General features: G+C 46.1%; 17 protein-coding genes. 10 read left to right on the top strand and 7 right to left on the bottom strand.

The genetic code is table 11. The features are described 5' to 3' along the window. Positions 1 to 63 precede the first annotated feature (63 nt). The gene (locus tag KFE96_RS00975; RefSeq protein ID WP_255834147.1) at positions 64 to 1,056 is read left to right on the top strand and encodes a cyclopropane-fatty-acyl-phospholipid synthase family protein; all 993 of its coding nucleotides are present in this window, start codon (positions 64 to 66) and stop codon (positions 1,054 to 1,056) included. On the opposite strand, the gene KFE96_RS00970 is transcribed toward KFE96_RS00975, so the two are convergent. Further along, positions 1,045 to 1,437 carry a response regulator gene (locus tag KFE96_RS00970; RefSeq protein WP_255834146.1) on the bottom strand — a complete coding sequence of 131 codons (393 nt, stop codon included), beginning with the start codon at positions 1,435 to 1,437 and terminating at the stop codon, positions 1,045 to 1,047. The two genes, KFE96_RS00975 and KFE96_RS00970, sit on opposite strands and share 12 nt — an antisense overlap. Positions 1,438 to 1,556: 119 nt before the next feature. Here KFE96_RS00970 and KFE96_RS00965 point away from each other — a divergent pair, with 119 nt between their 5' ends. Continuing rightward, positions 1,557 to 2,219 carry a glutathione S-transferase family protein gene (locus KFE96_RS00965; RefSeq protein WP_255834145.1) on the top strand — a complete coding sequence of 221 codons (663 nt, stop codon included), beginning with the start codon at positions 1,557 to 1,559 and terminating at the stop codon, positions 2,217 to 2,219. Here the strand turns inward: KFE96_RS00965 and KFE96_RS00960 are convergent. Then, the gene (locus tag KFE96_RS00960) at positions 2,216 to 2,839 is read right to left on the bottom strand and encodes an alpha/beta fold hydrolase (RefSeq protein WP_255834144.1); all 624 of its coding nucleotides are present in this window, start codon (positions 2,837 to 2,839) and stop codon (positions 2,216 to 2,218) included. The two genes, KFE96_RS00965 and KFE96_RS00960, sit on opposite strands and share 4 nt — an antisense overlap. A gap of 130 nt (positions 2,840 to 2,969) precedes the next feature. Here KFE96_RS00960 and KFE96_RS00955 point away from each other — a divergent pair, with 130 nt between their 5' ends. Beyond that, a complete protein-coding gene (locus KFE96_RS00955) occupies positions 2,970 to 3,488 on the top strand; it encodes a histidine phosphatase family protein (protein ID WP_255834143.1) in 519 nt (172 codons plus the stop codon). 164 nt (positions 3,489 to 3,652) lie between these two features. Then, positions 3,653 to 4,309 (top strand): hypothetical protein, encoded by a 657-nt coding sequence (locus KFE96_RS00950; RefSeq protein WP_255834142.1) that lies wholly within the window; start codon positions 3,653 to 3,655, stop codon positions 4,307 to 4,309. On the opposite strand, the gene KFE96_RS00945 is transcribed toward KFE96_RS00950, so the two are convergent. The 5 genes from KFE96_RS00945 to tsaD are packed head-to-tail and all read right to left on the bottom strand — an operon-like array spanning position 4,310 to position 7,592. Then, the gene (locus KFE96_RS00945; RefSeq protein WP_255834141.1) at positions 4,310 to 4,690 is read right to left on the bottom strand and encodes a Rieske 2Fe-2S domain-containing protein; all 381 of its coding nucleotides are present in this window, start codon (positions 4,688 to 4,690) and stop codon (positions 4,310 to 4,312) included. After that, positions 4,690 to 5,100 (bottom strand): EVE domain-containing protein, encoded by a 411-nt coding sequence (locus KFE96_RS00940; protein WP_255834140.1) that lies wholly within the window; start codon positions 5,098 to 5,100, stop codon positions 4,690 to 4,692. Before KFE96_RS00940 ends, KFE96_RS00945 begins: the two co-directional genes overlap by 1 nt. Before the next feature lie 11 nt (positions 5,101 to 5,111). Next, complete coding sequence (locus tag KFE96_RS00935) at positions 5,112 to 5,411, bottom strand: YciI family protein (protein WP_255834139.1); 300 nt, start codon at positions 5,409 to 5,411, stop codon at positions 5,112 to 5,114. Between the two features lie 9 nt (positions 5,412 to 5,420). After that, positions 5,421 to 6,413: an NAD(P)H-dependent glycerol-3-phosphate dehydrogenase gene (locus tag KFE96_RS00930; RefSeq protein WP_255834138.1), complete on the bottom strand. Its 993-nt coding sequence runs from the start codon at positions 6,411 to 6,413 to the stop codon at positions 5,421 to 5,423. Between the two features lie 57 nt (positions 6,414 to 6,470). After that, positions 6,471 to 7,592 carry a tRNA (adenosine(37)-N6)-threonylcarbamoyltransferase complex transferase subunit TsaD gene (gene tsaD, locus KFE96_RS00925; protein WP_255834137.1) on the bottom strand — a complete coding sequence of 374 codons (1,122 nt, stop codon included), beginning with the start codon at positions 7,590 to 7,592 and terminating at the stop codon, positions 6,471 to 6,473. Positions 7,593 to 7,733: 141 nt separating this feature from the next. On the opposite strand from tsaD, the gene hemC reads away from it, so the two are divergent. The 6 genes from hemC (at position 7,734) to KFE96_RS00895 (ending at position 13,033) form a co-directional block, all read left to right on the top strand. After that, on the top strand, positions 7,734 to 8,696 hold the full coding sequence (gene hemC / locus KFE96_RS00920; RefSeq protein WP_370650547.1) for a hydroxymethylbilane synthase: 963 nt from the start codon (positions 7,734 to 7,736) through the stop codon (positions 8,694 to 8,696). Continuing rightward, positions 8,693 to 9,391: a uroporphyrinogen-III synthase gene (locus KFE96_RS00915; protein WP_247020028.1), complete on the top strand. Its 699-nt coding sequence runs from the start codon at positions 8,693 to 8,695 to the stop codon at positions 9,389 to 9,391. Before hemC ends, KFE96_RS00915 begins: the two co-directional genes overlap by 4 nt. Before the next feature lie 16 nt (positions 9,392 to 9,407). Next, the gene (locus KFE96_RS00910; RefSeq protein ID WP_255834135.1) at positions 9,408 to 10,637 is read left to right on the top strand and encodes a COG4223 family protein; all 1,230 of its coding nucleotides are present in this window, start codon (positions 9,408 to 9,410) and stop codon (positions 10,635 to 10,637) included. A 3-nt stretch (positions 10,638 to 10,640) separates the two neighbouring features. Continuing rightward, on the top strand, positions 10,641 to 11,990 hold the full coding sequence (locus KFE96_RS00905) for a heme biosynthesis protein HemY (RefSeq protein ID WP_255834134.1): 1,350 nt from the start codon (positions 10,641 to 10,643) through the stop codon (positions 11,988 to 11,990). A gap of 178 nt (positions 11,991 to 12,168) precedes the next feature. Continuing rightward, positions 12,169 to 12,699, top strand: a complete 531-nt coding sequence (locus KFE96_RS00900) for a hypothetical protein (RefSeq protein WP_255834133.1) — start codon at positions 12,169 to 12,171, stop codon at positions 12,697 to 12,699. Positions 12,700 to 12,703: 4 nt separating this feature from the next. Next, positions 12,704 to 13,033 carry a helix-turn-helix domain-containing protein gene (locus KFE96_RS00895; protein ID WP_255834132.1) on the top strand — a complete coding sequence of 110 codons (330 nt, stop codon included), beginning with the start codon at positions 12,704 to 12,706 and terminating at the stop codon, positions 13,031 to 13,033. Positions 13,034 to 13,280: the final 247 nt, after the last annotated feature.

Below are 13,280 nucleotides of genomic sequence, written 5' to 3'. Positions count from 1 at the left end.
TTTCATATACAGCTTGGGTAGTGATTGCTGCAAAGCAGCAGGGTATGTGCACGGGTTTTAATTGTGGCTGCAAAAAAGAATAAAAGCGCGAAAGGTAAAATGGGCTTAGGCCTTCGCCTGAAAGCATGGTGGGAAGGCTATGATGCGGATGAGATCCAGAAACGGATTGATGCACGGCTGCCTGATGAACCTGTTGAAGAAAAACCCAAGAAAGAAGCTGCGGAAGAAACCAAAAGTAACGAGGATATCGACCCTTGGAGCGATGAGGTTGTTGATATTGCCCAGTATATTTGGGGTAAAGGTTTCTGTGGTCCGGGGGGGCCTGAGTATATTATCTCTCTTTCCAAACTTTTGGCGCTGAGCCCTGAAATGTCCATGATGCAAATTGGTGCTGGCCTTGGTGGTCCCGCACGTGTGCTGGTGGACCGTTTTGGCGTTTGGATGACAGGCTACGAAGAAAGCGAAAACCTTGTTGGAAAGGGTCGACAGCTCTCAAAAATGGCGGGGTTAGAGAAAAAAGCCGTACTTGAGCAGTATAATCCGGATGATATTGAAGGTTTTGATCGGAAATTTGATCGGGCGCTGTCAAAGGAAGCACTTTTCACAATTAACGATAAACGCGGTGTTATCGAAAAAATTGAAGACAAACTGAAGCCTGGTGGTTTGTTCCTGATGACAGAATATATGATCGATAACGATTCTGTACCGGGTAAAGATCGCTATAAAGAGTGGGCTGTTGGTGAACGTAATCACCCTTGCCCAATTACTGCAGATGATATGGTAGGTATCCTTAAGGATAACCGTTTGCAGGTACGTGTATCTGAAGATATTTCCATGCAGTATATTGATATGATCAATCAGGCGTGGGCAGGCGCTGATGCTGTTGCCGCTAAATTAGCTAAGCAAGAAGACGGTGCGATGATGATTCAAACCCTTATGCGTGAAGCAGAGTTTTGGACACGCCGTAAGAAGATGCTGGAATCAGGTGATTTGAAACTGTGGCGTATTGTGGCAAATAAGAAATCCACTGGCCCTAGTATGATGTCAGACTGGTAAGTCTTCAGCAAAAGTTGCTTTTAGCATATTTTCTAGATCATCAGGCCGAACAGGTTTTTCCAGATAACCTTTAAAAGACAGGCTATCGGCCTTTTCTTTAGATTCGTCACTTATATCTGAAGTGAGCGCAATGAAAGGTAGGGTGCTTTCCGGTTCCTTATTTAGGAATTTTTCATACAGTTCAAAGCCATTCATATCTGGCAAAAAAAGATCGGTCAGTACGAGATCATAATCTTTGTCTGCCAGCATCTTGAGTGCTTCCGCCCCTGTTTCAGCACATACAATTTGGTATCCCGACATACGGCTGATCATGCTTTTTATAATAAGCTGATTTACCTCAATGTCTTCCACATAGAGAATATGCTTCTCGCCATTATCCATTTTCTGTCCGATCAGAAACCATTCTTATTCTTTATCAAGGGTTGCAGAAGTAGCCTTTATAGGAAAGAGTATTTTTCTGACTATTTAGTTAACTTTGAAGATAATGGGCGGTGAATGTTATGATCACGCTATATACGGCCTCCACGCCGAATGGTTACAAAGCGGCAATTACCCTTGAAGAACTGGGCGCTGAATATGAAGCCAAACCTTTGAGCTTTGATAAGAAAGAGCAAAAAGAGGATTGGTATTTAGCTATTAACCCAAATGGCCGTATTCCAGCTATTATTGATCATGACAATGATGATTTTATTGTATTCGAATCTGGTGCGGTGATGATGTATCTGGCGGAAAAGTTCGGGGGGCTCTTACCTACTGAAACTCAGGCACGCTCGCGTGCAATCCAGTGGTTAATGTTTCAGATGGGCGGTGTAGGCCCCATGCAAGGGCAGGCACATGTGTTCCACCGGTATTTCCCTGAGAAAATTCCAGCAGTTATTGATAGGTACCAAACAGAAACTCGCCGTCTTTACGAAGTGTTGAATACGCAGCTTGGCCGAAGCGAATATCTTGCGGGCAAGAATTATTCGATTGCTGATATCGCCAATTTTTGCTGGGTAAGATCTTATGAATGGGCGGGTGTAAGTATTGATGGACTTGATCATCTGGAACGGTGGCTGAACAGTATCAATGAAAGAGAGGCTGTTCAGCGTGGGTTGCTTGTTCCGCCAAAGGTAGATCCGGAAGACAAGAAAAATACTGGGCAAACTATGATTAAATCTTAGCCCTGTATGCAGAAGTTTGAGATTGCGTTTACGGCGTTATCCCAATTTTCCGGCTCTGTATGGCCAGAAGCTTTACGTGGTTTAAAACTATGGTCACCATCTGGTAGCCAATGCATTTCAAAGTTTTGGGGCAAAGATAAGCTTTTAGTGAATTCTTTGCCGCCGAATGTATCCCTTTCACCTTGAGCGATAAATACAGGTTTGTTGATATCATTAAAATGCTGGGTACGGAGCTTTTCAGGTTTTCCTGGTGGGTGAAACGGATATCCGAGCAGTACGAGGCCGTCAGCAATAGAGTTGTCTTCAGCAAGCAACATACTCGCCATCCTGCCACCCATGGATTTACCGCCTATAAATACTTTTTCTCTGGGGCCTATATGATTGATAAACTCTCGATAATGTTCGAGAAGCACAGGTGCTCTGTCAGGTGGTCGTTTCTTTCCGTCTTCCATGCGTTTTGTCATGTAAGGGAAGTTAAAGAGAATAACTTCCAATCCTGTCTTGGCTAATTCAGTGGCAAAATATTCCATAAATGGATGGCCCATGCCAGCGCCTGCACCGTGGGCTAGAATGAGTGCTGTGTTATTTTTTGTGCCAAATGATTTAAACTGTAACGTCATATCTGTAAGACTTTTATTAGATGTTAAATACCCGCTCTTGCTGGAGGGGTTCTGTATATCCTGATTTGGGTAAAACAGAAAAAAGCAAAGGGCAATGTGTTTGATGAGCGCTTATAGGGGGTGCAAAGATATGAAACAGTTATATTTGCTCAGGCACGCTAAATCCTGCTGGAAAGGTGATTTCAGCTGTGATCACGACCGTCATTTAAACAAACGTGGGTATAGGGCAGCTGCAAAGATTGGGAAAAGGTTTGCCGAGATGCAAATACAGCCTGATTTAGTTCTTTGCTCCACGGCCACTCGTGCACAAGAAACTTTCTCTGGTATTGTTGAGGCGGGTGGATTTGAATGGAATATGAAGCCTGAACCAAGATTATATGGGGCCAGTGCTAACACTATTCTTGCGATTATCAAAGAATATGGCCCTGCCGTAAATAATTTGATGATCATTGGTCATAATCCAGGCCTTGAGGATGCCGCGATGGCACTTTCTACCAAAGGCAAAAAGTCATTATTTGATCGCCTTTACCACAAAGTCCCTACCGGGAGCTTCATTTCTATAGAGTTTGATGTGCCGTGTTTTTCAGATGTTTCTGCCCGCAGTGGTAAGCTGATTGACTTTATGCGTCCGAAGATAGAATTCGCTTAATCAGGGTATTGGAAATACTGGAATTACACGCATAACCTAATCTATGTGTTGTATAACTGAACCAAAGTTACCTTGCATTTCTGCTCGACAGACTTCCCTAAAACGCATCTAAGTGTTATTACCATATATGTTTTTCTCGGGAGTTGAGACGAGTGCAATCTGGTATGAAGCTGATTTTGGGTGTGTTGCTCATGCTGCTGCTTGCGGCATGTGACCCTATTGCACGCAAAACATCCAGCTCCACAGCAATGATTGGCATGAAGACTATTATCAAGGCTGAAGGCCGTGAGGTTACATCAGAAATCACTGATGTTGACGGTAAATATGTGTCCGTTGATTGGTCTGATTGGAATGGTAATCATCTGCGCACCGTTAAGATGTACCGCGGCCTATATCCAGTTGGTGGCGTACGCCATAATGGTCAGTATGAATATGATTTCAATGAATCAAAACTGGAAGGGTTATTTCCTCTGGAAAAGGGAAATGAGACTAGTTTTGAAGGCACCTTTACTCATTTTGAAGAAAACTCAACGTATCAATTTTGGGTGCATATGAGTGTAGAAGGTGAAAAAGAAATTTCCCTACCATCAGGTGATCGCAAAGTATTTGTAATTCATGTAACGACCGAGTTTGATATCGAAGGGAAAAAACAGCGTCATCAAGAGAAGCTGTATTATGACCCTGAATATAATATGATTCTGAAAAAGAACTTCTACCACAAATATCGGCAGAGTCATTGGCGCGCTATTTCAATTATTTTGCCAGGTGATGCTGATCAGAATGCGCCGCAAAGACGCCGTTCTGGCACGGTACTGATTTAATCAGCGCGTGAAAATTGCGGTCTCGGTAATATCAACGGCAACTTCTCTAAGATATTCCCCCTTGCATGGCCCTAAAATGCATTTACCACTTTTATGGTCAAAAAGTGCGCCGTGCGTGCGGCAAATAAGGAGAGTACCTTCAATATTTAGAAAGTTTTCATCGAACATATTTAGAGGGGTGCCTGCATGAGGGCAGCGATTGTCATAGACCTTGATGAAGCTATCTTTTTGCTGGACTAAAACACTTACCCGAAACCTATCTTCCCGAAAGATTATTTCCTTACCGCCGTGTTCTGGCAAATCAGCGAGATTACACAGTTTTGTGCCTTTAGGTGGTCCAGCGGGTAGATCTTCTAAATGAAGGGGAGATGGCTTTTTCATTAGTCAAAAGAGCAAGCGCTATACATCTCTGCCCATGCATTATCATCTATAGGCATAACCGATAAGCGAGATTGGCGAACCAGTGCGATGTGTGCAAGGCTTTCTCGTGCTTTTATTTCGGTGAGATTCAGCGGGGTCTTTGCGCTTTTTTCTGCCTTCAGGTCAACAAGGCAAAATCGGCCTTTTTCATCGTCTGGGTCAGGGTACGGCGCACGGGCAACGGAACACAGGCCAACAATTTCACGGGATTTGCCCGAATGGTAGAAAAAGACCAAATCGCCTTCTTCCATAGCTTTCATGTTTTTCTGGGCCTGGAAGTTACGAACACCATCCCATGGTTCTTGCGGCACAGAGAGCTGATCTTCCCATGACCAGTCACCCGGTTCAGATTTTACCAACCAATATGCCATAAGATGTTCCTTTATTCAGATTGTGCCCAAACGCCCACTGCTGCCTTCCAGGGCTTTATCTCTACTTTCTCAAAAAGCCCTGCGGTGGCATAGGGGTCATTATCTGCAAAAAGCTGCACCGCTGCATCGCTTGCTGCATCAATGATAATCACGCTGCCAATTGGCTTCGGATCTTCCCCAATAGATAAAAGTGGTCCAGCAACTTTCAGGCGATCGCCGGCAGTTTCTAAGTAAGCCAAGTGATCGGGACGAACAGACATGCGCAGATCAACGCTGTTTGCTTTATCCGTGCAGGTAATTACATAGAGCATCTATTCCTCCTATACGCCTTCTTCTGTAAATGGTCTGGTCATAAGCTTTTCCATAACCTTATTTACATTCTGACCTTCTTTTAAAATATGATAAACCGCTGCAGTAATAGGCATATCAATCCCTTTTTCCACTGCGAGTTTATGAACAATTTCTACTGTATGTGCGCCCTCTGCCACTGAGTTTCGTTCAGCCATAATTTCAGCAAAGGTTCTGCCTTCACCAATAGCTTTGCCCAGCGACATATTCCGGGACTGTGTACTGGAACATGTGAGGATTAAGTCGCCAAGACCTGATAAGCCCATCAAGGTCTCGGGATTAGCGCCATATAGTTCACCGAAACGAACAATTTCTGCCAAACCACGGGTGATAACAGCAGCACGAGCATTTTCACCAATACTCAGACCGGAAACAATGCCCGTGGCAATAGCCAGTACATTTTTAATTGCGCCGCCAATTTGGGCTCCAACCACATCATCATTATAATACGGACGGAAAGTGGGTTGGCCTAACGCATCAATTAAGACTTCGCCTAAAGCTTTATCTTTTGCAGCCAGTGTAAGTGCACAAGGCAAACCATTGGCCACCTCCGCAGCAAACGTAGGGCCAGACAGGATACAAGCTGGGTTGTTTGGTGCTGTTTCTTCAAGTACTTCACTCAGCAGCTTACCGCTTGAAACTTCAATACCCTTGGAGCAAATAACCAAAGGTACACCTGGCTTTAGATGCGTCACAAGTTCGGCAGACATAGTGCGAAGATGCTGGGCTGGGCTAACAATAAGGATTGCATCGCTATCGGAAAGGTCAGCCATATCACCGGTTGCGATGAGCTTTTCGCTTAATGCCACGCCTTTCAGGAATACGGTGTTTTCATGGGTATTATTGATTGCAGAAACAACTTCAGGCTCTCTTGCCCATATAGTGGTCTCCCGACCTGCTGCAACTGCAGCAGCCGCTAGTGCGGTTCCCCATGCTCCTGCCCCTAAAACACCAATCTTATGCACTCAAAGTCTCCTGAAATTTTCTATAGTTTGCCTGCTCTCGTAGACACTGGCAAGTGCTTATGCCTTCGCGCCTTTTTTGCCTTTTCCTACCAGCGGTATGGCTGTGCCATCCAGCGGCCAGCGCGCTCTTGGTGCCATTTCAAAATCATCAATGGTTGGGTCATCAAGAAAGCGCTCCATCCCTGCCCAGGCTATCATGGCGCCATTGTCTGTACACAAAGCCAGTGGTGGAGCATGGAATGTCATATTGTTATCTGAAGCAGTTTTTTGTAGCTCCGCACGCAGATACTTATTAGCTGCTACACCTCCTGCTACAACAAGCGGCAGTGTATCAGTGCCTGCTTCCTCGCGGAACAGTTTGATAGCATTCTTTAGCCTGTTGGTAAGGCATGCGGCAATTGTGGTTTGGAAAGCCGCGCAGATATCTGCACGGTCATCTGCATATAAAGCGCCGCGTTCTTCCACGCATGCTTCAGCTGTTCGCCGTACTGCCGTCTTTAAGCCTGAGAAGGAAAAATCACATCCAGGTTTGCCGATAAGCGGGCGCGGTAGTTTAAAGCGGGTTGGGTCCCCTTTTAATGCTTCTTTTTCTACCGCTGGGCCTCCAGGGTACCCGAGCCCCAGTAGTTTGGCAGTTTTATCAAAAGCTTCTCCAACGGCATCATCTATTGTAGTGCCTAGGCGTTTGTATTTTCCAACACCGCTTACACTTAGGAGTTGGCAGTGTCCGCCGGATACTAGAAGGAGTAGGTAAGGAAATTTAATATCTTCAACAAGCCGCGCTGTAAGGGCATGGCCTTCAAGGTGATTTACAGCCACATAGGGCTTACCAGCGGCTCTTGCGGCTGCTTTTGCCGTCATAACGCCAACCATCAGGCCACCTACAAGCCCAGGGCCTGTTGTCGCAGCTACGGCATCTAAATCTGCTATTGAGATGTTAGCGTCTTTCAAGACGCCAGCCACCAGATGGTCCAGATTAGAGATATGTTGACGTGCTGCAATTTCGGGCACCACACCACCATATTCACTGTGGTCATCAATTTGAGAAAGAACCTGATGAGCCAGAATTTGTTTGTCAGCACTTACGATAGCGGCAGCGGTTTCGTCGCAGCTGGTTTCAATTCCAAGCACAAAGGGGCGCTGCGGCTTTTTGTCAGGCGTCTCAGTGGCTTGTGTCATGATAATAAATCCATCTTTGGGCTTGGGGCCGAACCGTAATACTTCTATAACCCTAAGCAAATAGAGTTTCAAAAACTGTGGATGCTGCTTATATATGCTAGCACACTAGCGTTTTGTAAGCCCATAGCACCGGGAGCAAGTATCTTGCAACAATCGATCAAAATCGGCACACGAGGCAGCCCTCTGGCACTCGCACAAGCAAATGATGTAAAGGCACGTCTTCTTAAGGCACATGACGGCCTGAGTGAAGAGCAGATCGAGATTGTTGTTATAAAAACTTCGGGCGACCGCATTCTTGATAAGCACTTGATGACAGCTGGTGGCAAAGGTCTGTTCACCAAGGAGATCGAAGAAGCGCTCCTTGATGGAAGTATCGATTGCGCCGTACATTCAAGCAAGGATATGCCTACCAAATTGCCAGAAGGTTTATGTTTGACCGTATTCCTGCCTAGAGAAGATCCGCGTGATGTGTTTATCAGCGAGAAGTTTTCTCATTTCCTCGATCTTCCTAAGGGCGCGATTCTGGGTACAGCTTCTCTACGCCGCCGTGCTCAGGCTCTTCATCTTCGTCCTGACCTTAAGGTGGTTACTTTCCGCGGTAATGTTCAAACACGGCTGAGAAAGCTGGGTGAAGGGGAAGCAGATGCAACTTTCCTCGCGCTAGCTGGTTTGAACCGCATGGATATGCAAAGTGCGGCTACTGAAAAGCTCTCACTGGAAGAATTTCTGCCGGCGCCGGCACAAGGGGCTGTAACTGTAGAAATCCGGGAGAATGATGACCGTATGCGGGATATGCTTGCCCCACTTCACTGTTCAAATACAGAACTTGAAGTGGTAGCCGAGCGCGCGTATTTGGCGGCGCTTGACGGTTCATGCCGCACACCAATTGCTGCGCATGCTACAGTTGATGGTGATCATATCCTTATGAAAGCGCAGCTGTTATCGCTTGATGGTTCGAAGATTTTTGAGCGAAACGCGGAAACGGATGCGACTTTAGAGGCTGCAAATGCTCTCGGAAATAAAGTTGGGCTGGACATAAAAGCAGAAGCAGGCCAAGCTTTCTTCGAAAAACTTAACAAGGAAGTACAAGAAGCGATCGCATGAAAACTATTCTTGTAACGCGCCCGGAGACAGAAGCCGGGGAAACAGGGCAGAAACTGGAAGCGCTTGGATATCATGTTCTTTATGCGCCTATGATCAAGATTGCTCCGGTCTCTTTTGAGATTCCGGATGAATCTCGTACGCTCGTGGTAACCAGTAAAAATGGTGCACGGTATGGTCTTGCAAATATAGGAAAAAAAGATCGTCCAATCTTTGCTGTGGGCGAACAAACAGCAGAAGTTGCCCGTTCGCAAGGTTTTACCAATATAACGGTTGGCCCGGGAACTGCTCGTCAGCTTGTGCCGCTTCTTTTAGAGTGCGGTGATAAACAAAAACGGGACTATAGCCACCTATGTGGCAGTGAAATCGCCTATAATATTGCTTCGGTTCTGCGTGATGCTGGGTTGGATGCAGAAAATACTGTTACCTATCAATCTCTCCCTAATCGGGCTTTCCCGCCTGCGGTACAGGAAATGATGGAAAATGGTGGAATTGATGCAGTCCTCTTTTATTCTCCGCGTACAGCCACCATCTTTGAAGAAGCGATATCTGAATGCGGTTTCCATGACTGGCTCCCCAAGCTGGATGCTTACTGCCTTTCTGAGCGGGTAGCGGATAGTTTGTTAGGGCCATGGAGAGAGATCAAGCGGTCTATCATGCCTGAGGAAAAAGCACTCTTAAGCCTACTAAGTAGATAAATTGGCGGGGAATAAAATGGCAGAAGCATCAAATACGGATGAAACCGAGCTTCCGCAAGATCAGAATAGTCAGTCAGCTTCTGCATCAGGAGCTACTGAGTTCATAGAAGCCGAAATCATTGAAGAAACAGTATCTTCTGAAACTCCAAAGTTCGAGGATAAACAGCCTGCGGTGGTTAAAACCTCATCAGGAAAAGCGGGCTGGATCACGGCAGGTGTTTTAGCAGCCTTTGTTGGTGGTTTGTTTGCAGCACCTTATGCGGAAAAACAGTTAATTGCGCTTGGCCTTTTAAGTGAAGATGTAAGCGTGGGAACTGTTCCGGCTTCGGTTCCTTTTGATAGCAGCGCATTAGAGGCAGAAATTGAGGCTTTGAAAGCCAGCCTTGCTACTTATAAAGAAATTCTTGCTCAGCAATCTGCTGATATTACAGCAGCCAATACAGCACGTGCGGATTTGCAGCGTCAGTTAGAGCTTGCTGCTGCTAATAACCCCGCTGTCGGTAATGCCGGTGATTCTGCTCAGCTTGTGGCATTGAAGGCAGATATAGAACGCTTAACAGGCGATATCGCACGCTTAAGTGCGCTGAATAGCGAAGGAGATCCTGAAGTTTCCCAGCTTCGTGGTGCTTTAGCGCTTGCAAAAGCAGAGAATGCTCAATTCAAAGCACGTCTTGAGGCTATTGAAAACAGTGTAATGGCTGTACAGGCTGGTGCCCTTGAAGCAAGTCCGCGTGGTCGTTTGGTGTTAGCACTTGTTCGTTTAAAAGATCGGGTACTTGCTGGTCTTGATTTCTCTTCTGAACTGGATGCCCTACGCACAGATATTGCAGATTTGCCAGCGATTGATCAGCAGCTGATGGGAGCTGAATTCGCACGTTTGGAAACTCATTCGGCAGGGATCAGCCCTTATATTTCGCTAGTACGTGATTTTGATGCGGCTGTATCAGGCGCATTAACGGCCGGAGAAAAAGCTGATGGTGGTTTCCTCAGCAGTCTTTTTACCAGCCGAAGAACAGATGCTGGTGCATCAGGAGATGACGCAGTGTTTTTGCAGGCGGAAAGAAGGCTGGCTGCTCGAGATACGGCAGGTGCTTTGAAAGCATTAGAAGCTCTCTCTGCTCCTGTCAAAGAAGCTATGGCCCCATGGACAGCAAAAGCCAAGGCCTATGTTGAGGCAGATGCTGCTGTAAGCCGTATGATCAAGGCTGCGACCAACGCTGGTTCACCAGTTAGAGCCGGAGAATAAGATATGACACGGATCATATTCTGGTTTCTGGCAATTCTGGTTGTGTCAGTAGCGGCGGTTTGGCTCGCTGATAACCCTGGTGAAGTGGCAATTGATTTTCAAGGCCGCCGAATTTACGCAAGTTTCGCTTCTCTTGCATTTGTTGCCGTTGGTTTGGCTGCGCTTACTGGTGGCGTGGTGTGGCTTGTGGGCTGGATAAAGCGTGATATGCCACTTTTCGGTAGTAATCAGGTGGTAAAGCGCCAACAGCGCGGCCTCAAGCTTCTTAATCAGTCGCTTGTCGCACTGTCTGCGGGCGATCATAAATTAGCCGGGCGATTGGCTGGACAGGCCGAGGTATTATTACCGCCGCAGCCGATGGTGCATTTGATCGCCGCAGAAGCAGCCCAACGTGGCGGCAATCATAAAGAAGCCGCGAAAAGGTTTGCAGCGCTTGAAGAAACCGATGAAGGGCGCTTCCTTGGGCTGCGTGGTCTGCTTTCAGAGGCGCGCCGTACCGGCCGGGAAAGTGAAGCTTTGCGCCTTGCTCGGGTTGCTTTTGAAGAAAACAGAAAAAGTCCGTGGGTTTTGAAAACGCTCTTTACCCTTGAGGTTGCAGCAGGGAATTGGGAGCAGGCTTCAGCGGCCCTTTCCAAGGTGATGAAAGAAGGCTTGGTTGCTGATGATCTTGGCAAGCGCCATCAAGCAACCCTTGCATACGCGGAGGCTGCGGAACATAACTTGAAAGGTGATCGCGATATAGCGCGTAAAGGCTTTAAGAAAGCGATGTCGTTACAGCCAGCTTTTTATGCTGCGGTTTCAGCGCTTGCGAGACTTGAGCTTTCAGGTGGTAACGGTAAAAAAGCTGAAAAAATTATTATGGATGCTTGGGGGCAAGAACCACATCCGGCATATGCGAAGCTTTACAAGGAACTTGATGCTGCCGAAGCTCCGGCAGGGTGGCTCTCGCGTGTGCGAGCGCTTGTGGCAAAGAATCCGGATCATCCAGAATCCTTATTACTTCTTACGGATGCCTTGATGGATGCACAGGAATATTCCGGAGCAAAACCGGTACTTGACCGTTTGCTTGCAGAACACCCTACACGAACGGCATGGCAATATAAACTCGCTCTTGTTCATGCGCTTGGCGAAGATCCTGATCCAGTGGAAACAGCTCTTGAACATGCCCTTGAAGGTGCTATTTGGCAATGTACAGATTGCGGGCATCAGCCGCGTATGTGGGCACCGCTTTGTGAAAGCTGTGATGGGTTTGATACGACCCTTTGGCAAAATAAGGCTGATATTGTCTCTGGCCATAATAAAGCTGAGGGTGGTGATCCTACCATCGCACTACTCGCTGATACTCAGGTATAGTTCCTATAATTCAGGTAGAATAAAACAGACAGTTATCTGACAGGCATATGCTGTGTCATGTGGCTGTCAGCGTAATCCTTATCCTTTTATCATATATCTCAATGCGTTGAGGCACAAAACACAGGTGTCTATTGGGATAACTATGGCTATAAAATATATCTGCTTGATAGGAGTGATAATGGCGTTTCTGGCGAAGGATATGAAAGAGAGTATTTTGAATGAAGAGGTAACTTTGAAGGATGGTTACTGGTTTGTTTTTGATGCTGATGGTGAAGAACTGATTATCAATGCTTCTGCTTGGTCAGGGCGTGAAGATTTCTATGTCCGTGGTGAAAAGGTGGCTTCCAACCGTAGTTTGATTAAGAAGAATGAACCATTTCGATTCACTAAGGGCGGCCACCAATATGAAGTGCGGATCAAAACCAGTGATTTCCTGACATCTGAGTGGGAATGTACGGCACTGAAGAACGGTAAAATAGTCGGGATAGCATCCAAGGCTTATTATACAGGTACACCGTGGCAGATATTTAAAAAATTCCTACCTTTGTTTTTGATGGGTTCTGGTGTTGGTATTTTGTTTGTATCGGCGTTGGTAATCACTCTGGAGCTATCAGCAGAATTTGCTCGGGGGTTTATACTGGGCACAACGGTTTCTCTGTTAACAGCGCTTACAGTTCTCATACTTGTAAAGCTTCTGAAGCGTAGGTGATGTAATGGATATCAATGCATCAACTGTAAAAAATGCTCGCCTCAGTAGAAGCTGGACACAACAACATCTTGCGGATGCCTGCAATATAAGTGTGCGAACTGTTCACAGGGTAGAAAAATTTGGTGCAGCATCACCTGAAACAATCATGGAACTTTGTTCGGTTTTGGAATTAAAGCCTGATGATCTGGTTATTTTGAAGCATGATGCAGAGGCAGAACAAAGCTATTTCTCAAGCGCAATTTCTTCAAGCGGCATCACGCTGCTTATCGTTGTCGCCATATTGTTTGGGATGACTATGGGAAGTATTTTTACCTATTTTCTGCTGCAGCCATGAGGCTATTGGTGTGACACTTATTATGTCACACTCCAAATATACTAATTTTAGATATGCAATAAAAGCCGCAGTTTTTTGCGGCTTTTTTTATGCGACACACCCTGTGTCATACGCCAGTAAGGGGTACTGGCGCACTGCTGTCGGCGTATTTTTTCGTGTTTTCACCAATATGCAAATCACCGCAAAGGACAAACGGCAATAACGCCGAATGGAAAAACTTATGGCGATTAAATACATATTACTGATA

Source organism: Kordiimonas sp. SCSIO 12603 (genome assembly GCF_024398035.1).
Lineage (GTDB): Bacteria > Pseudomonadota > Alphaproteobacteria > Sphingomonadales > Kordiimonadaceae > Kordiimonas.
Note: the sequence above shows the minus strand (reverse complement) of the source record. Positions and strands in the feature narration are given on the sequence as shown.

Coding starts and splice junctions, on each gene's coding strand:
- KFE96_RS00905 (WP_255834134.1), top strand. CDS start 10,641: ATGACACGGATCATATTCTGGTTTCTGGCAATTCTGGTTGTGTCAGTA.
- KFE96_RS00915 (WP_247020028.1), top strand. CDS start 8,693: ATGAAAACTATTCTTGTAACGCGCCCGGAGACAGAAGCCGGGGAAACA.
- KFE96_RS00965 (WP_255834145.1), top strand. CDS start 1,557: ATGATCACGCTATATACGGCCTCCACGCCGAATGGTTACAAAGCGGCA.
- KFE96_RS00895 (WP_255834132.1), top strand. CDS start 12,704: ATGGATATCAATGCATCAACTGTAAAAAATGCTCGCCTCAGTAGAAGC.
- KFE96_RS00910 (WP_255834135.1), top strand. CDS start 9,408: ATGGCAGAAGCATCAAATACGGATGAAACCGAGCTTCCGCAAGATCAG.
- KFE96_RS00950 (WP_255834142.1), top strand. CDS start 3,653: ATGAAGCTGATTTTGGGTGTGTTGCTCATGCTGCTGCTTGCGGCATGT.
- KFE96_RS00960 (WP_255834144.1), bottom strand. CDS start 2,839: ATGACGTTACAGTTTAAATCATTTGGCACAAAAAATAACACAGCACTC.
- KFE96_RS00900 (WP_255834133.1), top strand. CDS start 12,169: ATGGCGTTTCTGGCGAAGGATATGAAAGAGAGTATTTTGAATGAAGAG.
- KFE96_RS00955 (WP_255834143.1), top strand. CDS start 2,970: ATGAAACAGTTATATTTGCTCAGGCACGCTAAATCCTGCTGGAAAGGT.
- KFE96_RS00970 (WP_255834146.1), bottom strand. CDS start 1,437: ATGGATAATGGCGAGAAGCATATTCTCTATGTGGAAGACATTGAGGTA.
- KFE96_RS00940 (WP_255834140.1), bottom strand. CDS start 5,100: ATGGCATATTGGTTGGTAAAATCTGAACCGGGTGACTGGTCATGGGAA.
- KFE96_RS00935 (WP_255834139.1), bottom strand. CDS start 5,411: ATGCTCTATGTAATTACCTGCACGGATAAAGCAAACAGCGTTGATCTG.
- KFE96_RS00945 (WP_255834141.1), bottom strand. CDS start 4,690: ATGAAAAAGCCATCTCCCCTTCATTTAGAAGATCTACCCGCTGGACCA.
- tsaD (WP_255834137.1), bottom strand. CDS start 7,592: ATGACACAAGCCACTGAGACGCCTGACAAAAAGCCGCAGCGCCCCTTT.